The sequence below is a fragment of the Streptomyces sp. NPDC045021 genome, from assembly GCF_056432645.1.
Genome location: NZ_JBWKIQ010000014.1, coordinates 182490 through 205105, shown reverse-complemented (window position 1 = coordinate 205105; position 22616 = coordinate 182490). Strand labels below are relative to the sequence as shown.

The following is a 22616-nucleotide window of genomic DNA, read 5'->3' as shown; positions in this document are numbered from 1 at the left end:
CTGAACCTCACCCCCACCCCCGCAGGACCCGACGCCCGGCCCGTCTTCGTCGACGACCACCTCTCCACCCTGCTCCTGCTCCAGGACGACCCGCTCATAAAACCCCCGCGCCGCCCCCGTCTCCCGAAACGGCTCCAACCGCCGCCCGAAGTCCCGCACATACTCCACCGCCCGAGTCGACCGCATCTCGGTCGCCTGCTGCATCGCCTCTCCCCCCAGCGCACACGCCAGATCCACCTCCCCCAACCCCAACCGCGCCGAAGCCAGCACCACCCGGCAGAACAACCGGCTCCGCGCGTAAGCCGGCCCCCGCAACTGCAGAGACCGCTCCGCGTACTGGGCCGCCGCCCGGTACTGCTGCAGGTCCCGGTGGCAGTGGCCGAACTCGTCCGCCAGCTGCGCCTCGTCGAAGAACCGCGCCCAGTAAGGGACTTCGTCCCCGGACCGCGCCGCCTCCAGCGAGCGCTCCGCGCGCGCGAGCGCGGCCGAGCAGGCCCGCACCTCGCCGAGCAGACCGTGCCCGCGCGCCTCGGCCGCGTGCAGCAGGGCCTGCACGCCGGAGGGCGCGCTCGTGCCGACCCCCTGCTGCGCCACCCGCGCCAGCTGGACCGCCTCGCGCCCGTGGCCGAGGTAGACCGCCTGGCGGCTCATCGTGACGAGCACGTAGCCGCCGTAGACGCGGTCCCCGGCGGCCTGGGAGAGGCGCAGGGCCTGGACGAAGTACCGCTGGGCGAGCCCGTGGGCGCCGATGTCGTAGGAGGTCCAACCGGCCAGCCGCGTCAGGTCGGCGACGGCGCCGAACAACCGCCGGCCGAGGGCCTCGCCGTACGTGCCGCGCAGCATCGGCTCGGCCTCGTGCTCGAGGTACCGGACGAGCGCCTGGCGGGCGTGGCCGCCGCCGTAGGTGTTGTCGAGGGTGCGGAAGAGCTCGCCGACGGAGCGCAGCGCGGCGATGTCGCCCATGGTGACGCGCTGGCGGGGGGCCGCGGCGCGGCCCGGACCGTGGCCGCGCGTCTGCGCGGGAACGCGGGCCCGGCCGGCCCGCTGCGGCTCCGGCTCCGGCCCCCCGGAAGCACCCCCGGGCGGCCCCGCCCCACCACCGGCTCCGACCCCAACCCCGCCGCCGGCCCCGGCCCCCGCTCCGGCCCCCGCTCCGACCCCGTGCGCCACATGCTCGTCCGCCCGCCCGATGAGCCAGTCGCGGCTCGGCACCACCAACCCCGCCGGGGTGAACGCGATCTTGCGCAGCTCGGTCTGGCTACCGGTGTCTTTCCGCCACAGTCCGCTGATGATGTCGACCGCTTCCTCGGGGCCGGCGGCGAACTCCAGGCCCGCGTAGACCGGCGCGCACGCGTCGAGCCCGAGGTCCTGCGCGGACAGCCGCCGCCCCAACCGGCGGGTAAAGACCTCGGCGATGAGCGCGGGGGTGGTGCCGCGCGGCTGCTGGCCGCGCAGCCAGCGCGTCACGGAGGTCTTGTCGTAGCGCAGGTCCAGGCCGTGCTCGATGCCGAGCTGGTCGACCCGGCGGGCGAGCCCCGCGTTGGAGAAGCCGGCCTCGGTGATCAGGGTGGCGAGCTGGCGGTTGGGCGAACGCTGCGGGGATCGGTCCGTCATCGACTGTGCGGTCCACTTCCTTCGAAGGACTCCAGAACGGCGTGAATGTAACGGCCTGTAGTGCCGCACTCACCGCCTGAGCCCCAGATTCCCCCGAATGGGTGACAGTCCGACCCATTGACTTGCAAAGCCCTATCTTCTGGTCACTGTCCGTGCTAACAGCATCACTCCACGCGGCCCCGAACCCGCCCCCCGCTCCGACCCGCCGAACCCTCCCCAGCCCCTCCCCCAGCCCGCTCCCAGCCCTCTACCTGCCCGCTCCCCTGGTCCCCTTGGGGACCCGTCTCCGCCCCGGTCGTACAGTTGCAGGGGCGCTATCGAGGCGACTACGAGGAGCTGACGTGACTGACCTGCACTTTGTCCACCTGGGCTTCGGGGCGGACGCCGTCGAGTACCAGGAGGCATGGCAGGAGCAGCGCAGGGTGCACGCCGCGCGCTTCGAGGACGAGATCCCCGACACCTGCCTCCTCCTCGAACACCCGCCGGTCTACACCGCGGGCCGTCGCACCGCCGACAACGAGCGCCCGCTGGACGGCACCCCGGTCGTCGACGTCGACCGCGGCGGCAAGATCACCTGGCATGGCCCCGGCCAGCTCGTCGGCTACCCGATCCTCAAGCTGCCGCGTCCGGTCGACGTCGTCGCGCACGTCCGGCGGCTGGAGGACGCGCTGATCCTGACCTGCGCCGAGTTCGGCCTGGAGACCACCCGCGTCGAGGGCCGCAGCGGCGTGTGGGTGCTGGGCGACCCCGTCGAGCAGCGCCCGGCGGGCGGCCTGACCCTGGACTTCGATCCCCGCCTCGCCGACGAGGAATTCGACCCGCGGCTGAACGGCCCCGAGTACGCCCCGTCCAACGCCGGCCAGCGCCGCGAGGACCGCAAGCTCGCGGCCATCGGCATCCGGGTCGCCAAGGGCGTGACGATGCACGGCTTCGCCATGAATTGCGACCCGGACAACACCTGGTTCGACCGGATCGTGCCGTGCGGCATCCGCGACGCGGGGGTCACCTCGCTCTCCAACGAGCTGGGCCGCGACATTTCCGTCACCGACGTCGTGCCGGTGATCGAGAAGCACCTGCGGGCGGTGCTGGAAACCGCGGCGCCGCTCCCGCGGGCGGTGTAGGCCCCCCGACCGGGCCGTGCGGGCCTCTCCGGCCCTCACCCCCTTGGGGGAATGCCCCCATGAGCCTGTTGGTTGGCTCTGTTCGTACAGGTACAAACAACGGGCGTACCCTGGGGTTCGCCGAAGATTCGAAGACACGCTGGTGGAAGGGGAGTACCGGACGATGTCCGCTGTCGCACCCGACGGACGCAAGATGCTGCGCCTGGAAGTCCGGAACGCTCAGACCCCCATCGAGCGCAAGCCCGAGTGGATCAAGACCCGGGCGAAGATGGGCCCCGAGTACACGAAGATGCAGGCGCTCGTGAAGAGCGAAGGTCTGCACACCGTGTGCCAGGAGGCCGGTTGTCCCAACATCTACGAATGCTGGGAGGACCGCGAGGCCACCTTCCTCATCGGCGGCGACCAGTGCACCCGGCGCTGTGACTTCTGCCAGATCGACACCGGCAAGCCGCAGGCGCTGGACCGCGACGAGCCGCGCCGCGTCGGCGAGTCCGTCGTCACGATGAACCTGAACTACGCCACGATCACCGGCGTCGCCCGCGACGACCTGGAGGACGGCGGCGCCTGGCTCTACGCGGAGACCGTCCGCCAGATCCACGCGCAGACCGCCGAGCGGGCCGAGGGCTTCACCAAGGTCGAGCTGCTGATCCCGGACTTCAACGCGGTCCCCGAGCAGCTCGCCGAGGTCTTCTCGTCCCGGCCCGAGGTGCTCGCGCACAACGTCGAGACGGTGCCCCGCATCTTCAAGCGGATCCGCCCCGGCTTCCGGTACGAGCGCTCCCTAGAGGTGATCACCAAGGCCCGCGAGGCCGGACTGGTCACCAAGTCCAACCTGATCCTGGGCATGGGCGAGGAGCGCGAGGAGGTCAGCCAGGCGCTGCGGGACCTGCACAACGCCGGCTGCGAGCTCATCACCATCACCCAGTACCTGCGGCCGTCGCCGCGGCACCACCCCGTCGAGCGCTGGGTGAAGCCGCACGAGTTCGTGGAGCTCAAGGACGAGGCCGACCAGATCGGCTACGCCGGCGTCATGTCCGGGCCGCTGGTCCGTTCGTCGTATCGTGCGGGCCGGCTGTTCCAGCAGGCGATGGACCGGCGCCGGGAGACCGGCGAGCACTCGGTGGCGGCCCAGACCGTGTGAGACGCCTCACGGTGACGCGGTGCGGCTCCGCACCGCGTCACCACCTCTCGCCCTCTCGCCAGGCATACGGCGCGGCGAAGCGGAATCAGGGGCGCGTCAGGGTTTCATGCGAGATTGACCGTGCGGTCACGGGCTGGTAACACAATGTGGCGAGCCTGGTTCACGCACACTCATGCGATTCCGAGGCGTCCTGAGGGGGACCCCCATGCAGGTCGAGCCCGCACAACTCCGCCAGAGCACCCTTCACCCCACAGTCACCGTCACCGGAGCCCTGCGTGCCATGGAGGCGCTGCTGCTGGGCGGGGGCCAGCAGACCGCCCGTCGCAACGCCTGGTCGGCCGTGGTCGAGGACCGCCGCCGGGCCAAGGACCGGCGCGAGGTCCAACACGTGATCGAGGCGCTGAACGCGCCCACCGCCGGCCGCAACACGGGGCCGGATTCCTTCTGAACGCAGGGCCGGATTCCTTCTGAACCCGGGGCTGGATTCCTTCTGACGGACCGGCCGGCCTCTTGATGGCCACCGATGCGGCCACCGGCGCGCGGGCCACGTATCCTGTGCCGCATGGCGAGGAAGGAAACATCCGAGAACCCTGGGCGTCTTCAGCAGATCGCTCAGACCTACAAGATGACCAGGCGGGCCGACTCCAAGGTCGGGCTCGTCGTAGCGGCTGTGGGAATCGTCACCTTCGGTGTCATCCTCGCCCTCGGCTTCTTGATCGACCACCCCATCTACGCGGGCATCCTGGGCTTGCTGTTCGCGTTCCTCGCGATGGCCATCGTCTTCGGCCGCCGGGCCGAGAAGGCCGCCTTCGGGCAGCTGGAAGGCCAGCCGGGTGCCGCTGCGGCGGTGCTGGACAACGTGGGCCGCGGCTGGACCGTGACCCCGGCGGTCGCGATGAACAAGAGCCAGGACGTGGTGCACCGCGCGGTCGGCAAGGCCGGCGTGGTGCTGGTCGGCGAGGGCAACCCGAACCGGGTGAAGGCCCTGCTGGCGGCCGAGAAGAAGAAGGTGGCGCGCGTCGTCTTCGACGTGCCGATCACCGACATCATCGTGGGCAACGAAGAGGGCCAGGTCCCGCTCAAGAAGGTGCGTACGACGCTGCTCAAGCTGCCGCGCGTGCTGGCCGGACCGAAGGTCACCGAGGTCAACGACCGTCTGCGGTCGCTCGGCACCCTGATGAGCAACATGCCGATCCCGAAGGGTCCGATGCCGAAGGGCATGCGGATGCCGAAGGGCCGCTGACCCCCCGAACACCGACCACAACGCCCTCGTGGGCCGGGCAAGCCGTACAGGCTTGGCCCGGCCCACGAGGGCGTTCATGTTCTGTCCCCGGGATCCAGCTCAGCCGCCGTGCTCCGGTCCTGGACGGCCGTTACATCCGGACCTGGACGGCCGTTACGTCAAATCCGTACCTGGACGGCCTTCGCGGCCTTGTCGTGCAGCCCGCGGCCGTCGCGGTCCCACACCAGCGCCGGGATCACCACCAGCAGCAGGGCCGTGCGCAGCACCACCGGGCCGATTCCGAGCCGGCCGCCGTCCACCCGGACCACCCGCAGGCCGAGCAGCCGCTTACCGGGTGTGCTGCCGACGGTACCGAGGGTCAGTACGCTCAGGACGCCGAAGAGCGCCAGTGTCCAGGGATTGGACCCCTGCACGTCACGATGGGCGATCAGGCCGTATGCGATCACCAGACAGAGCATCCAGTCGATGAACACCGCGGCGAACCGCCGGCCGACCGTGGCCAGCGAACCCGGCCCGTCCTTCGGCAGTCCCAGCCGTTCACCCCGGTAGCCGAAATCCGTGCCCATCTGCTCAGCCGCCGCGCGCGGTCCCGAGAGCCACGACCCGAGTGCATCCCTGTTGTCCACCCGTCCACCGTACTGTGCCGCCCCGCGTCACCCGTACGGTGCCTTCCCGGCCCGCACGCGCCGCCTACGACGTTGCGGTTAACCTCGTCGAAACAAATGGGTCATGCTTGGGAAATCCCCGATCCCTATGGTCGGGGCCAGCGTGCGCCATCGCACTGGCCGCGCCTCGTGTTGCCATCCCGGACTCTTCGAGCCGGGTCTAGGAGGAGTTGGATGTTCCAGAACGCCGACGACGTCAAGAAGTTCATCGCGGACGAGGACGTCAAGTTCGTAGACGTCCGCTTCTGTGACCTGCCCGGAGTCATGCAGCACTTCACGGTTCCGGTCGGCGCCTTCGACCCGACCGAGACGCTGATGTTCGACGGGTCGTCGATCCGCGGCTTCCAGGCCATCCACGAGTCCGACATGGCACTCGTCCCTGACCTCACCACGTCGCGCCTGGACTCGTTCCGCAAGGACAAGACGCTCAACATCAACTTCTTCATCCACGACCCGATCACCGGCGAGCAGTACAGCCGTGACCCGCGGAACGTGGCGAAGAAGGCCGAGGCCTACCTCGCGTCGTCCGGCATCGCCGACACCGCGTACTTCGGCCCCGAGGCCGAGTTCTACGTGTTCGACAGCGTGCGCTTCGCCACCAACGCCAACGAGTCGTACTACCACATCGACTCCGAGGCCGGCGCCTGGAACACCGGCTCCGAGGACAACAACCGCGGCTACAAGGTCCGCTACAAGGGCGGGTACTTCCCGATCCCGCCTGTCGACCACTTCGCCGACCTCCGTGCCGAGATCTCCCTGGAGCTGGAGAAGTCCGGCCTGCAGGTCGAGCGTCAGCACCACGAGGTGGGCACGGCCGGCCAGGCCGAGATCAACTACAAGTTCAACACGCTGCTCGCAGCGGCCGACGACCTCATGCTCTTCAAGTACATCGTGAAGAACGTCGCCTGGCGCAACAACAAGACCGCGACCTTCATGCCGAAGCCGATCTTCGGCGACAACGGCTCGGGCATGCACGTCCACCAGTCGCTGTGGACCGACGGCGTGCCGCTGTTCTACGACGAGCAGGGCTACGCGGGCCTCTCGGACACCGCTCGGTACTACATCGGCGGCATCCTCAAGCACGCCCCGTCGCTCCTCGCCTTCACCAACCCGACGGTGAACTCGTACCACCGTCTGGTGCCCGGCTTCGAGGCCCCGGTCAACCTGGTCTACTCCCAGCGCAACCGCTCCGCCGCTATCCGCATCCCGATCACGGGCGCCAACCCGAAGGCGAAGCGCATCGAGTTCCGCGCGCCGGACCCGTCGTCCAACCCGTACCTGGCCTTCTCGGCGCTCCTGATGGCCGGCCTCGACGGCATCAAGAACAAGATCGAGCCGGCCGAGCCGGTCGACAAGGACCTCTACGAGCTCGCCCCCGAAGAGCACGCGGGCGTCCCCCAGGTCCCGACCTCGCTCCCCGCCGTCCTCGAAGCCCTCGAGAACGACCACGAGTACCTGCAGGCCGGCGGTGTCTTCACCAGCGACCTGATCGAGACCTGGATCGACTACAAGCGCACCCAGGAAATCGCCCCCATCGCCCTGCGCCCGCACCCGCACGAGTTCGAGATGTACTTCGACCTCTAAACGGTCCGGCCTGACGAAGAGTCAGAAGCAGTGACTGAGCCCTGGCGCCCTCCTCGCGGAGAGCGCCAGGGCTCAGTGCTGTACTGGAAGGGGCCGCCTCCGCCGGTGGCGGCGCGTCACTTGGCGTTCAGGTACATCCCCGTGGAGTCCCGGCCCGCCGTGTTGCGGCAGTAGTAGTTACCGGTGGGCTGGGCGTTCAGCAGGGTCAGGCAGCGGCCGAGGGCGAGCTCCCCGTAGTAGTTCGGGTGCATCGATTCCTGGACGGTGCCCTGGGAGCTGCTCAGGCCGGCGTCGACGAAGCGCGCCCACTCGCTGGTGGTCGCGGACGGCGCCGCGCTCGGGGTGGCGAGGCTGGACGCCGTGGCACAGACCTCGCGGCTCTGCAGCATGTCGCGCAGGTCCATGAACTGCACGCCCTTGGCGGTCGCGACCCCGGCGAGCGCATTGGAGATCTGCGGGACCATCGAATCACGGGCCCAGTCGGCGTCGCCGTTCCAGAACGGGCAGCCGCCCGTGCCGGCCCGGCTCCAGCCGCCCTCCGGGTAGCGCATCTCGGTGCTGCGCGGGATCGGGGACGGGTAGGACTGCAGCACGATCCGGTAGTCGCCCACCGCGTAGCCGTCAGCCGCCATCACGGCGCGGATCTCGTCGATCGACTTGCCGACCCCCGCCATGGCCGCGCTCATCTTGGAGTCGATGGCGCTCTGCTGACTGGTGTGGCAGTAGGAGTACCAGAACAGGTAGTCCTTGACGCAGGTCGCGATGACGTCCGAGAAGCCGAGGTCGTTGCCGCCGATCGAGAGGGTGATCAGCTTGACGTTGTTGTTCGCGGCGATCGAGGCCAGCTGGTCGGCCTGCGGCGCCTCGCCCTTGAAGGACTGGCCGCCGTTGCTCGCCCGGAAGATGTTGGCGGTAGTGGCGCCGGAGCAGGCGATGTTGACCGCTCCGGCCAGGCTGTTGATCTCGGCGGAGTCCGAGCGGTCGCACCCGCTCGCGTAGGTGCTGCCGTAGACCGTGGTGGGGTCGTAGCTGCTGCCGCCGGTCCAGGCGCGGTCGGTACCGTCGCGGCTGCCGCCGGCGGTGTCGCTGTTGCCCTTCCAGCGACCGGCCTCTCCGGAGATGTAGCTGTCGCCCATCGACACGCTGACGATCGGGCCGGTGACGGCCTGAGCGGGGGCCGCGCCGGCCAGCAGGCCGGCGGCGAGGAGGGGTAGCGCGAGGACTGCGGCAAGCAGTCGCTTCGTTCTGCTGGTGCTGTGACAGCGTTCAGGCACGGCGGAACTCCTGCGGACGGCCTCCCGCATGGGGGTCGGGAGGCTCTGGGTGAGGGTGGGCCGCCGGCCGGTGGCGCGAGGAATGTGACACGCCACACGTGGTTACCGCTAGGTAGCTGCAGCACTTTTCTCGCTGTGTTACCGACCAGTTCAGATCAGTCGCGAACGGCCCCCTACTGCTCAGCGGCCCGCGCCTTGCACGTGCCCCTGCTGCGCCTGGCCCGTACGCACAGGCATGCAGCATTCCCGGCCTGTAGACGCCGACTGACGGGGAAACTCATCGGTGACGCGATGAGTTTCTCCGTCAGTCGGTCGGGGCCTGGTCGGTGCCTGCGGTGAGGGCGTCGCCCAGGGGGGTTCGGTAGTAGAGGACGGAGCGGCCGGAGCGGGCGCGGTGCAGGAGGCCGGCCTTGCGCAGGACGGTCAGGTGGTCGCCGACCGCGCCGGGGGCGAGGCGCAGGCTCTGGGCGAGTTGGGTGGTGCTCGCGGGCTGGTCCAGGGCGGCCAGCAGTCGGGAGCGCGAACGGCCGAGGAGGCCGGCGAGGGCGTCCGGCTCGACGGAGTCGGGTGTCTCCCACAGCGCGGCCGTGCCGCGGGCCGGATAGATGATCGCCTTCGGCCAGGGGTCGTCGATGTAGGTGGCCAGGTGGGGCCAGACGAAGACCGACGGGATGAGCAGCAGGCCCTCGCCCGCGGGGGTGGTGACGCTGGCCGATGACGACGAGGTCCGCAGGATGTCGATACCGCTGTCGCGCCAGCGCATGTCGGGGTGGAAGCCGTCGAGGGTGGCCGCCCAGCCCGATCGGCCGAGCTGGCCGACCCGGTGGATGACATCGCGCTCGCAGATGGCGCGCAACTGCGGCCAGTCGCGGGCCAGCAGGCCGTGCCAGGCCTGGTCCAGGGCGTCGGCGACGCGCTCGACGACCGCGTCGCCGCGCAGGGTCGCCAGCACCCGAGGGTCGCGGGAAGGGCGTACGGCGAGGCACTGTTCGGCCTCCTCGTGGGCCTGGGACAGGCTCGTGGCGCGGATCGCGGCGAGGTCGTCGTCCCAGGTCTGGGCGAGGCCGCGGGGCGGCAGGGCGACGAAGTTGGCGCCGAAGGTGCGGGTGTGGAGGGCGAGCGCCGCGTCCAGGTCGGTGTCGCGGCGCAGCCGCTGGAAGACCGGCATCAGCCGGGCCGACCAGGCGGCCGGCAGCCGCTGCCGGGTCCGGCCCTCCAGATACCCCAGGAGGTTGCACAGCTCGAAGGCCGGCGACAGCCCGAACCGGCTGCGCAGCAGGTCGTCGGTGCCGAGCTCGAATCGCCGCATGGCCAGAGCCTACGCCGGCGACGCGGCGGCCTTACGTCCCCTGACGTAAGAGTCGCCCCGGCGGGGGCGCCGGGAACAGGCTTCCCTCCATGACCCGTTCGACATTCACCCCTGCCCCGCCTCGGCGGACCACCTACCGGGAAGTGCTGGCGGACCAGCGCTTCCGGCTGCTCTTCGTCACCAGAACGGTGACGATCACCGCCGACGCCCTGCGGATCCTGACCCTCTCGGTGCTGATCTTCGCGACCACCGGCTCACCGCTCATGGGCGCCCTGACGTTCGGCATCGGTTTCATCCCGCAGCTCGCCGGCTCGATGCTGCTCGGCTCGCTCGCCGACCGGGTCCGGCCGCGACGGCTGATCGCCGCGGGGTACCTGCTGGAGTTCGCCGCCGCCACGGCGATGGCGCTGGCCCATCTGCCGGTGTTCTTCATCCTGGTACTCGTCGCCGCCGTGGCCTTCCTGACGCCCGTCTTCCAGGGCGCCTCCAACCGCCTCGTCGCCGAGACGCTGACCGGCGACGCGTACGTGCTCGGGCGGTCGCTGTCCAGCATGTCGTCGTCCGGGGCGCAGTTGCTCGGACTCGCGGGCGGCGGGATCGCCGTGACGTTCCTGGGCTCGCGGCACGCACTGCTGCTGAGCGCGGGCGCGTACCTCATCGCCTCGATCGCCGTACGCCTGCGGCTGCCCGACCTGCCGGCCCCCCACAAGGAGTCCGACACGGGTTCCGAGCAGGGTTCCCAGCAGGGTTCCGAGCACGGGCCCGGTCAGAGGTCCGGTCAGAAGTCCGGCCAAGGGTCCGGCCCGGGGTCCAAGTCGCTGGTGCGGAACAGTTGGTCGGGCAACCGGGCGCTGTTCGCCGACCGGCGGGTGCGGAAACTGCTGCTCGCGCAGTGGCTGCCGTCCGCCTTCGCGGCCAGCGCCGAGAGTCTCGTCGTCCCGTTCGCGGGCCGGCGCGGATTCCCCGACGGGTCCGCCGGGTTCCTGCTCGCGTGCCTGCCGATCGGCATGCTCGTCGGCAATCTGGTCGTCGGCCGCTTCGTCCGGCCCGCGACCCGCGAACGGCTGGTCGCCGTGCTGGTCGCGGTCCTCGGCCTGCCGCTGCTCGGCTTCGTTTTCAATCCGCCGTGGCCGCTCTGCGCGGTCCTCCTACTGGTCACCGGCACCGGGTTCGCGTACAGCCTGGGCCTGCAGCGCTCGTTCCTCGACGCGCTCCCGGAGGCGAGCCGCGGGCAGGCGTTCGGGCTGCTCTCCTCCGGGATGATGACCGTGCAGGGGGTGGGTCCGGCGGTCTTCGGCGCGGTCGCCGAGGTGGCGTCCGTGGGGGCAGCCATGTCGTTCGCCGGCATCGCGTCGCTCTGCATGGCCGGGTATCTGGCCCGGGAGTCCCGCGGCGGCGTTCCGGCCCCGGCAGAGGCCGCTGCCCGAACCGGCCGAACTGCCGAACTGGATGAGGCCCACGGAACCGGGTGAGGTCTGGCCGGCTGACTGGCGGGCGGGCGGATGAGCCGTGCGCGCCGTGACGTCAGGACAGCGGGCCCGCCCCCGGATCCGGGTCCTGGTCCGCGTTCTCCTCCGGCGTCGGGAGGATCAGGGTCGAGACGGCGCCGCCGTCGGGAGCGTTGGTGAAGCGCAGTTCCGCCCCGATCGTGCGGGCCTGGCCGACGGCGATCGTCAGACCCAGGCCGTGGCCCTTGTTGGTGTTGCTGGTGGGCTCGGTACGGAAGCGCTGCGGGCCGTGGTCGAGCAGATAGCCGGGGTAGCCGTCGCCGTGGTCCCGGACGGTGATGACCGGGCCGTCGACGGTGAGCACCACCGGGGGCCGGCCGTGCCGGTCGGCGTTGGCGACCAGGTTGCCGAGGACCCGTTCGAGGCGGCGCTGGTCGGTGATGAGGCAGATGTCGCGGACGACGCGGACCTCGGCGGACGACCCCGAGGCGGCGACGGCGCGTTCGGCGAGCAGCCCCAGGTAGTGGGCGTCCGGTTCGACCTTCTCGGTGCGGGAGTCGAGCCGGGATATCTCCAGCAGGTCCTCGGTGAGCCGGCGCAGCGCCTGGACCCGGTCCTGGACCAGTTCGGTGGGACGGCCGGGCGGCAGCAGTTCGGCGGAGGCGTGCAGACCGGCCAGCGGGGTGCGCAGCTCATGGGCCACGTCGGCGGTGAAGCGCTGCTCGCTCTGCAGCCTCAGTTGGAGCGAGGCGGCCATGGCGTCCAGGGCCGCGGAGACGGCGGCGACCTCGTCCTGGGCGCTGGTGGGACCGGCGGTGCGGGGATCGGCCACCCGGGCGTCGAGGTCGCCCGCGCTGATCCGGCGGGCGACGGCCGCCGTCCGATGCAGGCGCCGGGTGACGCGGGAGACGGCGAAGATCCCGATCAGCAGGGTGCCACCGATGGCCAGGGCGGACGACAGGATGATGGCCCGGTCCAGCCCTCTGATGGTCTCCGCGCTGCGGGTGTAGTCGAGCTGTACGGCCAACGCCTTTCCGCCGGCCGGACCAGCCGCCCACATGGTGCGGCGGCCGTCGGAGTCGCCGAACATGGTGCCGCGCTCGCCGCGCAGCGCGAGGTCCCGGAGCCGGTCGGGCAGGTCCGGCGGGTTCAGCCCTGCGCCGCGGCGCAGCGGGTCGCCCGCTATGTACGCCTGGGTGGCGGTGTCCAGCCTGCTCAGGGCGGCGGTACGGGCCTGGTGGACGGTCTGCCGCGTGACCATGACGTGCACGAGCGTGCCGAGCACCACCGCGACGACGCAGCACATCGCGGTGATGAAGACAGCGGCCTTCCAGTAGAGGGTCGCCGTCCAGGACGGCAGCCGCCCGCGCGGCGTCATCGGGAACGCTTCCACGAGGAGTCGGCTTCGTCGCTGACGGGACCGTTCCCGCGCCGGCCGCCCTGGCCCGGCGGGGTGGCGCGCCGGTAGTCGTCGCTCTGGATCGCCATGGCCCGCGCCTGCGGGTCCCAGGTGTAGACCGTGTGCTGCTCGTACCCCTCGGAGGGGGTGGGCTCCTGAACGATGAGGTTCCCGCCGGCCACCTCCACGGACATCGGCTTCGTCACGGTGGCGAGGATGCGGGTGAGCACGCCGTGGTCGAGCGTGTAGCAGCGCAGTGCGAGGAAGCCGTCCGCCATGTCGATGCCGAGGACGGCGTCGGCCTTCCCGTCGCCCGTCAGGTCGTAGTACTCGGGGGTGCGGATCGGGCATCCCGCGCGTCCGGCGGCGCCCGCCGTGCAGGCGGCGGCCTTCGCCGCGGTGTCCTCGTCGAGCGCGTCCGCCCCGGAGAGCGCGTCCGGAGCCGCGGCCATCTCGGCCTGGATGACGGCGACCGGGTCCACGCTCCTGATGTCCCCGGAGGTCACCTTGGGTATGCCGGGCACCCGAACGGGTCGCTCGGTTCCCGGGTCGCCCGGCGGCTCGGTGGCCGGCGGCCGGTCGGGCCACAGCTTGGCAGGAGCGGATGCGACGGGCGTCGGCCCGGCGCTCTCGGCGTCGTTCGTCGCGGAGCACCCGGTCACCAGCAGGGCGGCGCCCGTCCCCAGCAGGGCGAGCACGGCGCGGACGGCGGACAAGTCTCTCCCTGCGGCGGTTCGGGGCGGCGGATGGGGGCTGATACGAGCGGCTGATGGGGGCGGCGCGGATCGGGGCACTGATCGGGAATCGGGTTACAGATCAGGACGTAGGTCGGGAGGCAGATCAGGACACGGATCGGGACATGGATCGAGATGCGGATCGGGATGATCCAGCTCCATTGTCCGACAGCCTGGTGCCGGGGGCCCGGCGCGGAGGTGTGCCGGTGGTCACGCGGCCTCCAGGCGCTCCGGTTCGATGCCCAGCGTCCGGTGCAGTTCGTCCAGGCCCAGCGGGGTGACGCGGACGGCGCGACGGGTGCCGATACGGGTGGCCCAGCCCCGGTCGAGGACGAGGCGGCACAGCTCGGCGCCGGCCGTGCCCGCCAGGTGGGGGCGGCGTTCCGTCCAGTCCAGGCACGGCCGGGCGAGGGGCCGGCGGGAGGGCGGGGTGGGGCCGTCGTACGCGGACAGGTCGGCGCCGAGGCCGGTGAGCCAGGCCAGGCCGGGCCCGGTGAGGGAGAAGCCGGCGTCCTGGCTGAGCAGGCCGCGCTCGGTCATCGCGTCGGTGATCGCGACGCCGAGCCGCCCCGCCAGATGGTCGTAGCAGGTGCGGCCCCTGGCCAGGGCCTGGCCCGCCGAGTGGGCGCGCAGCCCGCCGGCCGGCGCTTTCGGCGGCGTGACGTGGGCCGCCAGGTCCTCGATCATGCGGGCCGTGTCGGGGTCGGCGAGCCGGACGTAGCGGTGCCTGCCCTGCCGCTCCTGGACGAGCAGGCCGCCGTCGACGAGCCGGGTGAGGTGCTCGCTGATGGTCGACGGCGCGACCCCGCAGTGCCGGGCCAGTTCGCCGGACGTCCAGGCACGGCGGTCGAGCAGCGCGAGGCAGACGCAGGCGCGGGTCTCGTCGGCGAGCAGTGCGGCCAGGGTCGCCAGGGTGGTGGGTGTGTGCGAGCCGGTCATGGTGCCCATCATCCGCCCGCGACACTTCGGCGCCCACCAAAACGTCCCGCCCCTACTTTTCCGGCATGGACATCATGAAAACGCGTGGCGGACACGGACCGGGACAGGGACAGAGCCGGGGCCGGGAGCGCTGGTGGGACGCGCTCGTGCTGCTCTCCGTGATCTGGGGCAGCAGCTTCCTGATGATGAAGGTGGGGGTGGGCGTCCTGCCGCCCGCCTACGTGACGCTGGTGCGGCTGGTGATCGGCGCGGTGACGCTGCTGGTGTGGCTGCGGGCCACCGGCGGCGCACTGCCGCGCGGCGCCAGGGTGTGGGGGCACCTGGCGGTGACCGGGGCGCTGGTGAACGTCGCTCCGTTCACGCTGTTCGCCTGGGGTGAGCAGCGGGTCTCCTCGGTCGTCGCCGGGATCTTCAACGCCGCGACGCCGCTGCTGACGATGCTGGTGGTGTCCGTCGTGCTGCCCGGCGAGCGGCCGGGCGCACGCCGGCTGCTCGGGATGCCGATCGGCTTCGCGGGCGTGCTGGTGGTCCTCGGGGTGTGGCGCGGCGCCGACGGCTCGGACCTGGCGGGCCAGCTGGCCTGCCTCGCGGCGGCCGGCTGCTACGCGGTGGGTTTCCCGTACGCACAGCGGTTCCTGGCCGGGCGTCCCGAGTCCACCGTTTCGCTCTCCGCCGCCCAGGTCGTGGTCGCGACGGTGGAGGCCGCCGTCCTGGCGCCGCTCGTCTCCGGCGGGCTGCCGGCCACCGGTCCCGACGGCTGGACGCCGTCCGCCGTCGTCGCCCTGCTGCTGCTCGGCGCGCTGGGCACCGGGGTGGCGTATCTGCTCAACTACCGGATCATCCGCCGCGCGGGGGCGGTTGCCGCGTCCACCGTCACGTATCTGATGCCGCTGGTCGCGGTGGTGGCGGGGGCGGTGCTGCTGGGCGAGGGCATGACGTGGAACCAGCCGGTGGGGGCGCTCGTCGTGCTGCTGGGCGTCGCCGTCGGACGGCGCCGCACGGGGAACGGGAACGCGGCCTCGGCCTCATCCTCGGGGGTACGCGCCGCCCCGCAATCGCCTCCACCGGCCGGGGCTACCCCGCAATCGCCTCGACCGGCCCGGGCCCCCGCCACTACCCTCGATCGATGACCAGCCTCCGGTACCCCGCCAAGCCCCGCCCCGGCGACCGCGTGGCGGTGCTGTCCCCGTCGTCCGGCCTGCCGGGCCTGCTGCCGCTGCCGTTCGAACTCGGCCTGAGCCGGCTGGAGAAGGAGTTCGACCTGCGGGTCGTGGAGTATCCGGCGACCCGGAAGATGGGCTCCACCGCGCGGGAGCGGGCGGACGATCTGCATGCCGCGTTCGCCGATCCGCAGATCAAGGCCGTGATCGCGAGCATCGGCGGCGACGACCAGATCACCGTACTCCCGTACCTGGACGCGGAGTTGCTCCGCGCCAACCCCAAGCCGTTCTTCGGCTACAGCGACAACACCACCTTGCTGCACCATCTGTACGGCCTCGGCATCGTCGGCTACCACGGCGGCTCCGTGATGGTGGAGCTCGGGCGGCCCGGGGCTATGCACCCGGTGACGGCGGACTCGCTGCGGGCCGCGCTGTTCACCTCGGGCGAGTACGAGCTCGCGCCGGCCGGCGAGTTCAACGAGGTCAACCGGTCCTGGGACGATCCGGCGACCTTCGACGAGGCGCCGCGGATGACGCCCTGCGAGGGCTGGACCTGGCATCGGCCGGACCGCGTCGTGGACGGCACGGGCTGGGGCGGGAACCTGGAGATCCTGTCGTGGCTGCTGATGGCGGGGCGGGAGACGGCGCCGGCCGAAAGCCACCGGGGCGAGGTGCTGTTCCTGGAGACGTCGGAGGAGATGCCGCAGGCGGCGGAGGTCTACCGGATCCTGCGCAACATGGGCGAGCGCGGGCTGCTGCGGCAGTTCCCCGCACTGCTGATGGGACGGGCCAGGGCCTGGAACATCCTCGGAGAGGACCATCTCGACGCTGCGGGCCGCGAGCGGTACCGCGCCGACCAACGGGCCGCGGTCCTGCGGGCGTTGGCGGAGTACGCGCCGGAGACGATGGCGGTGTTCGACGTGGACCTCGGGCACACCGACCCGCAGGTCGTCATTCCGTACGGCGGGCGGATCCGGGTAGACGGACCCGCCCGGCGCATCACGGTCACCTACTGAGCCGTACCACCGGCGAGCCGTAGAGCGAGCCGTGCGGCGAGCCGTACGGCTACTGCGGCGTGCCGCTCATCCGGCGGTCACGTCGATGAGGACCTTGCCGACCGCGTTGTTCTCGACGGCAGCGTGCGCGTCGCCCGTCTTCTCCAACGGGAAGCGGTGCAGCGGCAGCCCGGCGTCCTCGCCCACGCGCAGCGCGCCGTCCGCGACGGCGGCCGACACATCGGCGACGGCGTCGGCCTTCGCGCGCTCCGGGACGGTGTAGACGAGGATGCCCTGCCAGCGCAGGTTGGGGACCATCGCCTCCCGGACCGGGACGGTGATCTCGTCGCCGCCGTTGTTGGCGTAGAACGCGATGACCGCGTTGGGCGCCGCGACGGCGTGGTCGATGACGGCGTTCGCGGCGGGGGCGACCTCGACGACGATGTCGACGCCGTCGGGCACCAGGAGCCGGATGGTCGCGGCGGCGTCCTGGGTGCGGTAATCGATGACGTGGTGGGCGCCGGCGGCGCGGGCCAGCTCGGCCTTCCGCGTGCTGCTGACCGTCGTCACCACCGTGGCTCCGGCCCAGCGGGCCAGCTGGATCGCCGCGTTGCCGACCGCGCCCGCGCCGCCCGCGACCAGAACGGTGCGGCCTTCGAGGGCGCCGGGGGCGAGGCGGTCGGGTCCGCCGTCCGCGACCGTGAGGGTGCGGTGCGCGGTCAGCGCCGGGATGCCGAGGCTCGCGCCGAGGTCGAAGGACGCGCTGTCGGGCAGAAGCACGGCCTGCCGGTCCGGGAGCACCACGTACTCCTGCGCCGTGCCCTCGCTGCGCTGCCAGGCGGCTTCCCAGATCCACACCCGTTGCCCGACGCGCTCGGAGGCGATGCCCTCGCCGACGGCGTCGATCACCCCGGCACCGTCCTGGTTCGGCACCTGCTCGGCCCCGTCGGCCGGCCCGCCCGTCGCGCCCTGGCGCGACTTCCAGTCCGTGGGGTTGACGCCGGAGACATGGATCCTGACCCGTACCTCTCCCGGCCCCGGTTCGGGGATCGGGCGCTCGGTCAGGGACAGGACCTCCGGTCCGCCGCTGCTGGTGTGCACGATTGCCTTCATTGCCGTCATACCCGGTTACAAGGCCCGGGGCGCGCGGCTTCTTCCCGCGGTCCGGCGCCATAGGGCGGATTCCCGCCATCCGCTTGATCCGCCGACCGCGAAAGACCGTGGTTTCCGGGCCCTGGCGGGTGATCCTGGCCGGAGATCCCGCCGAGATCCCGTCGCGGGATCCCCGATCCTGAGCGAAGAAGGATGCACGATGACCGTCGAATACATCCGCTACCGCATCACCGACCCGGGGCGCCGTCCCGAATTCGAGAAGGCCTACGCGACCGCCGCCGAGCAGCTGGACCTCGCGCCGCAGTGTCTGGGCTACGAGCTCTCGCACAGCGTCGAGGAGCCCGACCGCTACGTCCTGCGTATCGAATGGACCTCGGTGGAAGCCCATGAGCAGGGCTTTCGCGGCGGTCCGCAGTTCCCTCCGTTCCTTGCCGCGATCCGCCCGTACATCGGCGACATCGAGGAGATGAAGCACTACGAGCGCACCTCAGTGGTCTCCGGGGGCCGGGCATGAGCGCCGGTTCGGAAGCGTCCGGCGGCACGGGCGCGGGCACGGAGCGCGGCTCTTTCTACGAGGCGCTGGGCGGGATCGACGGCCTGCGCCGGCTGACCGAGTCCTTCTACGTGGTGGTCCGCGCCGATCCGCTGCTCGCACCGGTCTTCGCGCACTTCACGCCGACGCACGTCGAGCATGTCGCAGTGTGGATGTCGGAGGTGTTCGGCGGCCCCGCCGGCTACAGCGCCGAGCTGGGCGGCCACCACGGGTTGATCCGTAACCACCTGGGGCTGTCCATCACGGAGGAACAGCGCGCCCGTTGGGCCGAGTTGATGATCGCCACGGCTGAGAAGGAGCTGCCCGACGACGAGCTGCTGCAGCGGCGCTTCGCCGAGTACATCGAGTGGGGGACACACATCGCGCGCTCGGTCTCGCAGCCGGGCGTCGAAGCGGGCAACCCGGGGCCGGTGCCGAAGTGGGGCTGGGACGGGCTGGTCAAGCATTAGGGCATCAGGGCATTAGGGCCGCGACGCCGCCGCGAACAGCCCGCCGGAGGGCTGGGCGGCGTTGCCCAGCAGTTCGGGGCAGCGGTCACCGGGCTCGGGTTCCGGCAGGACGACGGCTCCCGCGCTCGGTGTGATGCGGGGTCGGCGTGGCGAGCGGTCGCCCGACGCGCCGCCCTGTCCGCGGTGCACGAGGAGGCCGTTGACCGGGTCGGGGGCGGCGTCGAGGGCGGCCACCGTGCCGGGCAGTTGACGCCAGGACTCCCACTGCCATTCCTCGCGGAAGCGGACCTCGAGCACGACGCCCCAGGAGTGGGCGTGCCACTCCCAGCTCAACGCCCCGTTGGTGACCGCCGATTCGATGAGCGACTCCGCGTGGGCGTCGCGCCACCGTGCGGCGGAGGTCCTGGCGTTGAAGATCTCGATCGACCACCAGTCCGCAGCCATGCCTTCGACGATAGACACGCGGGCGGCGGACGGCTAGGGCCGGAAGGGCGTTGGGCCGGAGCCGGGCGGGGTGCCGGGCCGGAGTCGGGCGCCGGTCAGGGTGGCGGGCCGGAGTCGGGCGGGGCGGCGGGGTGCCGGGGCGGAGTTGGGCGCCGGAGGGGCGTGGCCGGAGTCGGGCGTCGGAAGGGCGTGGCCGGAGTCGGGCGCCAAATGGGCGTGGCCGGAGTCGGACTCCGGGGGGGTTCGCGGAACCCGCCCGGCGTCCGGCCCGTCAGCTTCCGTCAGTGCTTGGCGAGCGTTTCCTCCACCGCGGCGAGCGTCTCGGTGACGGTCAGCGCGAAGCGCGCGTCGCAGGGGTGGGCACGGCCGGTGCGGGCGGCGGTGATCAGGGCGTCGATGGCCCGTCGCAGCGCCTCCACCGCGCCTTCGCCGAGTTCGGGGAGCGTGTGCACGCCGCGCTCTCCGCGCAGCTCGACGGTGACACCGGCGGCGGGTTCCGGCGCTGTCAGGCTGAGGGTGGCCGTGCTGGCCGCCCCGCCCGCGTGGCGCAGCGCCACGTGGACGGTGTCGCCGCTGCCCCTGACGGCCGCGATGTCGGTGACCTCGCCGAACACCGGCAGGAGTACGGACAGGGCGTGCGGTCCCACGTCCCACAGCGCGCCCTTCTCGCGGCGCCACGGGGAGGCCGCGAACGAGCTGTCGCCACCGGCGAAGACCGAGCCGAGCCAGTCGGCACGGCCGGTGAACCAACCACCCGCGGCGGCCTGCTCGTCGACCCACTCCCCCGTCGTCCGGTCGAAGCGGACGGTGAAGAAGACGACGGACGCGACACCGGACGCCTCGGTGGCCGCGACGACCGCGCGGGCCTCGCCGACGGTCGCCGCGAGCGGCTTGTCGAGCAGCAGATGGCGGCCGGCCGCGGCGGCGCGGGCGGCCAGCGGGGCCTGGACGTCCGGCGGCAGCGCGATCGCGACCGCGTCCACGTCCGCGATCAGCGCGTCCACGTCGTCGTAGGCACGGGTGCCGAAACGTGCCGCCAGTTCGGCGGCCGCCTCCGGCCTGCGGCCCCACACGCCGGTGAACTCGACCTCCGGGTGGCCGCTCAGGGCGGGTGCGTGGGCGATCTCCGCCCAGGGGCCGGTGCCGAGCAGTCCGACGCGGAACGTCATGAGGAGTGCCGCTGGTAGCTGGCGCGGTCGAGGTCACGGATCTCGACGGAGCTGTGGACGGTCAGGCCGGGCGTCGCGGCGGTGTGCTCGCGGGCGAGCGCGAGGACCGCGGTGCTCAGCTCCAGTTTGGTCTCGGGGGTGCGGCCGTCCAGCAGCGCGACCTGGATGTGGATCATCGCCTCGTCGGTCCCGCCGTCCGAGATGACGATCTCGTCCAGCGGGCGGAAGCGGGTCTTGCAGCCGGACACCTGCGCGTCCGCGATCTTGGCGACCAGGGGATGCAGTGCCTGTGCGAAGCCCTGGCGGTCGAAGGTGTCGGTGAGGGTGGCGGAGTAGTCCACGGCTATGTGCGGCATTCCGGCAGCGTACTCAGTGATGATGGACCGGTGCCCACCTTTGATCTCCCCGGACGCCGCCCCGGCACCCAGGGCCCCGGACGCCGCTCCGGCACCCGGGGCCCCGCCCGCAGGGCGCCCTGGGCGGCCGCGGCCTATGTGGCCGCCGTGCAGTCCGGTGCCTACGCGCTGCGGCCGCTGCCGGAGGCGGACCGCGAGGCGCTGCTGCGCGCGCACTCCACCAATGTCGACAACCTACGGGCCGGTCGCTGGCACACCCTCCTGACCAGTGCCTTTCTGGTGGAACGGCCGCTCGATCCGGCATACGGGGCGATTCTCCTCGCCATCCTGGGCGGGGCCGAGACCGTCTGGGGGTCGCGCCGGACGGCCACGGTGTTCGCCGTCGGCCACCTCGGAGCGAGCCTGTTGGTATACGGCGGGCTCCGCGCGGCGGACGCCTCGAAGGAGACGCGGTCGGCGGTGGACGTCGGGGCCAGCTACGGCCTGAACGCGGTGGCCGGGGCCGCCGCCGTCTCGCTCCCGCACCGCGCCGCACGGGTGGTCGCGGCGGCGGGCGTGCTGGGGCTCGCCGTGCGACCCCTGGTGCGCGAGGGGCGTACGTTCACCGACGCCGGGCACCTGGCAGCTCTTCTGCTGGGATTGGGCGCAGGTCACAGGGGCGCGTTCACACGGGGTTAACACAAGGGACACAGCCGGGAAAAACGTTCTTGCCATGCTGCCACCGGCTCGATCAACGGCGTTCGGCCGACACCCCTCGTTCCAGTGCACTACTGCACCCGCGAAGACAGTGGCTTAAGGATGGCGCCCCGTGACCTACAAGGCTGAGTACATCTGGATCGACGGCACCTCGCCGACCGCCAAGCTTCGCTCCAAGACGAGGATCCTGGCCGACGGCGCCGAGCTCCCGACCTGGGGCTTCGACGGTTCCAGCACCAACCAGGCCGTGGGTCACGCGTCGGACCGCGTGCTCAAGCCGGTGTTCTCCTGCCCGGACCCGATCCGTGGCGGAGCCGACGTCCTGGTGATGTGCGAGGTGCTCAACACCGACATGACGCCGCACGAGAGCAACACCCGTGCGCTGCTCACCCCGATCGCCGAGCAGTTCGCCGACCAGGAGCCGATCTTCGGCATCGAGCAGGAGTACACCTTCTTCGACGGTGCCCGGCCGCTCGGCTTCCCCGTCGCCGGCTTCCCCGCCGCGCAGGGTGGCTACTACTGCGGTGTCGGCTCCGACGAGATCTTCGGCCGCGACATCGTCGAGAAGCACCTGGAGAACTGTCTCGCCGCGGGCCTGGCGATCTCCGGCATCAACGCCGAGGTCATGCCCGGCCAGTGGGAGTTCCAGGTCGGTCCGGTCTCTCCGCTGGAGGTCTCCGACCAGCTGTGGATCGCGCGCTGGCTGCTCTACCGCACCGCCGAGGACTTCAACGTCTCCGCCACCCTCGACCCGAAGCCGGTCAAGGGCGACTGGAACGGCGCGGGCGCGCACACCAACTTCTCCACCAAGGCCATGCGCGAGGGCTACGACGCGATCATCACCGCCTGCGAGTCGCTCGGTGAGGGCAGCAAGCCGCTCGACCACGTCAAGAACTACGGCGCCGGCATCGACGAGCGCCTGACCGGCCTGCACGAGACCGCCCCGTGGAACGAGTACAGCTACGGCGTCTCCGACCGCGGCGCCTCGGTCCGCATCCCGTGGCAGGTCGAGGTCGAGCAGAAGGGCTACATCGAGGACCGGCGTCCGAACGCGAACGTCGACCCGTACGTGGTGACCCGCCTCATCGTCGAGACCTGCTGCACCGCGCTGGAGAAGGCCGGCCAGGTCTGATCCCGCCGCAGCGGAAGATTCACCGGTAAGTGCGGAAGTTTCACCGGTAGGTACTGAACGGCTGAGGGGCCCGTCGAG

Annotated in this window: 23 protein-coding genes; 12 read left to right on the top strand and 11 right to left on the bottom strand. The window is 71.6% G+C overall.

Features of this window, described 5'->3' with window-relative positions; all coding sequences use genetic code 11:
* The coding region (locus AC07DC_RS34130) for a regulator (protein WP_478918373.1) at positions 1–1614 on the bottom strand (1614 nt) is incomplete at its 3' end.
* A gap of 341 nt (positions 1615–1955) precedes the next feature.
* Here AC07DC_RS34130 and lipB point away from each other — a divergent pair.
* From lipB to AC07DC_RS34110, 4 genes are all read left to right on the top strand, one after another.
* Entirely contained in the window at positions 1956–2735 is a 780-nt protein-coding gene (lipB, locus tag AC07DC_RS34125; RefSeq protein ID WP_478918372.1) for a lipoyl(octanoyl) transferase LipB, read from the top strand.
* A gap of 163 nt (positions 2736–2898) precedes the next feature.
* A complete protein-coding gene (gene lipA, locus AC07DC_RS34120; protein WP_478918371.1) occupies positions 2899–3876 on the top strand; it encodes a lipoyl synthase in 978 nt (325 codons plus the stop codon).
* A gap of 205 nt (positions 3877–4081) precedes the next feature.
* Positions 4082–4324 (top strand): SCO2195 family GlnR-regulated protein, encoded by a 243-nt coding sequence (locus AC07DC_RS34115; protein ID WP_478918370.1) that lies wholly within the window; start codon positions 4082–4084, stop codon positions 4322–4324.
* 114 nt (positions 4325–4438) lie between these two features.
* The gene (locus AC07DC_RS34110; RefSeq protein WP_478918369.1) at positions 4439–5119 is read left to right on the top strand and encodes a DUF4191 domain-containing protein; all 681 of its coding nucleotides are present in this window, start codon (positions 4439–4441) and stop codon (positions 5117–5119) included.
* 158 nt (positions 5120–5277) lie between these two features.
* On the opposite strand, the gene AC07DC_RS34105 is transcribed toward AC07DC_RS34110, so the two are convergent.
* Complete coding sequence (locus AC07DC_RS34105) at positions 5278–5745, bottom strand: RDD family protein (protein ID WP_478918368.1); 468 nt, start codon at positions 5743–5745, stop codon at positions 5278–5280.
* A gap of 213 nt (positions 5746–5958) precedes the next feature.
* Here AC07DC_RS34105 and glnA point away from each other — a divergent pair, with 213 nt between their 5' ends.
* Positions 5959–7368 carry a type I glutamate--ammonia ligase gene (gene glnA, locus AC07DC_RS34100; protein ID WP_478918367.1) on the top strand — a complete coding sequence of 470 codons (1410 nt, stop codon included), beginning with the start codon at positions 5959–5961 and terminating at the stop codon, positions 7366–7368.
* Positions 7369–7484: 116 nt separating this feature from the next.
* Here the strand turns inward: glnA and AC07DC_RS34095 are convergent, their stop codons facing one another.
* Both AC07DC_RS34095 and AC07DC_RS34090 read right to left on the bottom strand, forming a co-directional pair.
* On the bottom strand, positions 7485–8642 hold the full coding sequence (locus AC07DC_RS34095) for a GDSL-type esterase/lipase family protein (RefSeq protein WP_478918366.1): 1158 nt from the start codon (positions 8640–8642) through the stop codon (positions 7485–7487).
* Between the two features lie 304 nt (positions 8643–8946).
* Positions 8947–9951 (bottom strand): winged helix-turn-helix domain-containing protein, encoded by a 1005-nt coding sequence (locus tag AC07DC_RS34090; protein WP_478918365.1) that lies wholly within the window; start codon positions 9949–9951, stop codon positions 8947–8949.
* An 89-nt stretch (positions 9952–10040) separates the two neighbouring features.
* Between AC07DC_RS34090 and AC07DC_RS34085 the strand changes: the two genes are divergently transcribed.
* Positions 10041–11423, top strand: a complete 1383-nt coding sequence (locus AC07DC_RS34085; protein WP_478918364.1) for an MFS transporter — start codon at positions 10041–10043, stop codon at positions 11421–11423.
* A 52-nt stretch (positions 11424–11475) separates the two neighbouring features.
* On the opposite strand, the gene AC07DC_RS34080 is transcribed toward AC07DC_RS34085, so the two are convergent.
* The 3 genes from AC07DC_RS34080 to AC07DC_RS34070 form a co-directional block, all read right to left on the bottom strand.
* The gene (locus AC07DC_RS34080) at positions 11476–12777 is read right to left on the bottom strand and encodes an ATP-binding protein (protein WP_478918363.1); all 1302 of its coding nucleotides are present in this window, start codon (positions 12775–12777) and stop codon (positions 11476–11478) included.
* Positions 12774–13514: a hypothetical protein gene (locus AC07DC_RS34075; RefSeq protein WP_478918362.1), complete on the bottom strand. Its 741-nt coding sequence runs from the start codon at positions 13512–13514 to the stop codon at positions 12774–12776. Before AC07DC_RS34075 ends, AC07DC_RS34080 begins: the two co-directional genes overlap by 4 nt.
* A gap of 228 nt (positions 13515–13742) precedes the next feature.
* Complete coding sequence (locus tag AC07DC_RS34070) at positions 13743–14471, bottom strand: ArsR/SmtB family transcription factor (RefSeq protein ID WP_478918361.1); 729 nt, start codon at positions 14469–14471, stop codon at positions 13743–13745.
* A 65-nt stretch (positions 14472–14536) separates the two neighbouring features.
* Here AC07DC_RS34070 and AC07DC_RS34065 point away from each other — a divergent pair, with 65 nt between their 5' ends.
* The gene (locus AC07DC_RS34065) at positions 14537–15601 is read left to right on the top strand and encodes an EamA family transporter (RefSeq protein WP_478918360.1); all 1065 of its coding nucleotides are present in this window, start codon (positions 14537–14539) and stop codon (positions 15599–15601) included.
* Complete coding sequence (locus tag AC07DC_RS34060) at positions 15598–16647, top strand: S66 family peptidase (RefSeq protein ID WP_478918359.1); 1050 nt, start codon at positions 15598–15600, stop codon at positions 16645–16647. Before AC07DC_RS34065 ends, AC07DC_RS34060 begins: the two co-directional genes overlap by 4 nt.
* Positions 16648–16713: 66 nt before the next feature.
* Here AC07DC_RS34060 and AC07DC_RS34055 read toward each other — a convergent pair whose 3' ends face one another.
* Positions 16714–17727, bottom strand: coding sequence for an NADPH:quinone reductase (locus AC07DC_RS34055; protein ID WP_478918358.1), 1014 nt, complete (start codon positions 17725–17727; stop codon positions 16714–16716).
* A gap of 211 nt (positions 17728–17938) precedes the next feature.
* Between AC07DC_RS34055 and AC07DC_RS34050 the strand changes: the two genes are divergently transcribed.
* Both AC07DC_RS34050 and AC07DC_RS34045 read left to right on the top strand, forming a co-directional pair.
* On the top strand, positions 17939–18253 hold the full coding sequence (locus tag AC07DC_RS34050; protein WP_478918357.1) for a putative quinol monooxygenase: 315 nt from the start codon (positions 17939–17941) through the stop codon (positions 18251–18253).
* Positions 18250–18741, top strand: a complete 492-nt coding sequence (locus AC07DC_RS34045; RefSeq protein ID WP_478918356.1) for a group II truncated hemoglobin — start codon at positions 18250–18252, stop codon at positions 18739–18741. The genes AC07DC_RS34050 and AC07DC_RS34045 overlap by 4 nt, the downstream gene beginning before the upstream one ends.
* A gap of 12 nt (positions 18742–18753) precedes the next feature.
* Here AC07DC_RS34045 and AC07DC_RS34040 read toward each other — a convergent pair whose 3' ends face one another.
* From AC07DC_RS34040 to AC07DC_RS34030, 3 genes are all read right to left on the bottom strand, one after another.
* On the bottom strand, positions 18754–19185 hold the full coding sequence (locus AC07DC_RS34040) for a hypothetical protein (RefSeq protein ID WP_478918355.1): 432 nt from the start codon (positions 19183–19185) through the stop codon (positions 18754–18756).
* 281 nt (positions 19186–19466) lie between these two features.
* On the bottom strand, positions 19467–20354 hold the full coding sequence (locus tag AC07DC_RS34035; protein WP_478918354.1) for a Gfo/Idh/MocA family protein: 888 nt from the start codon (positions 20352–20354) through the stop codon (positions 19467–19469).
* Positions 20351–20710, bottom strand: coding sequence for a 5-carboxymethyl-2-hydroxymuconate Delta-isomerase (locus tag AC07DC_RS34030; protein WP_478918353.1), 360 nt, complete (start codon positions 20708–20710; stop codon positions 20351–20353). Before AC07DC_RS34030 ends, AC07DC_RS34035 begins: the two co-directional genes overlap by 4 nt.
* A 30-nt stretch (positions 20711–20740) precedes the next feature.
* Between AC07DC_RS34030 and AC07DC_RS34025 the strand changes: the two genes are divergently transcribed.
* Together AC07DC_RS34025 and glnII are read left to right on the top strand one after the other, a co-directional pair.
* Positions 20741–21388, top strand: coding sequence for a rhomboid-like protein (locus tag AC07DC_RS34025; protein ID WP_478918352.1), 648 nt, complete (start codon positions 20741–20743; stop codon positions 21386–21388).
* 130 nt (positions 21389–21518) lie between these two features.
* Positions 21519–22538 (top strand): glutamine synthetase, encoded by a 1020-nt coding sequence (gene glnII, locus AC07DC_RS34020; RefSeq protein ID WP_478918351.1) that lies wholly within the window; start codon positions 21519–21521, stop codon positions 22536–22538.
* Positions 22539–22616: the final 78 nt, after the last annotated feature.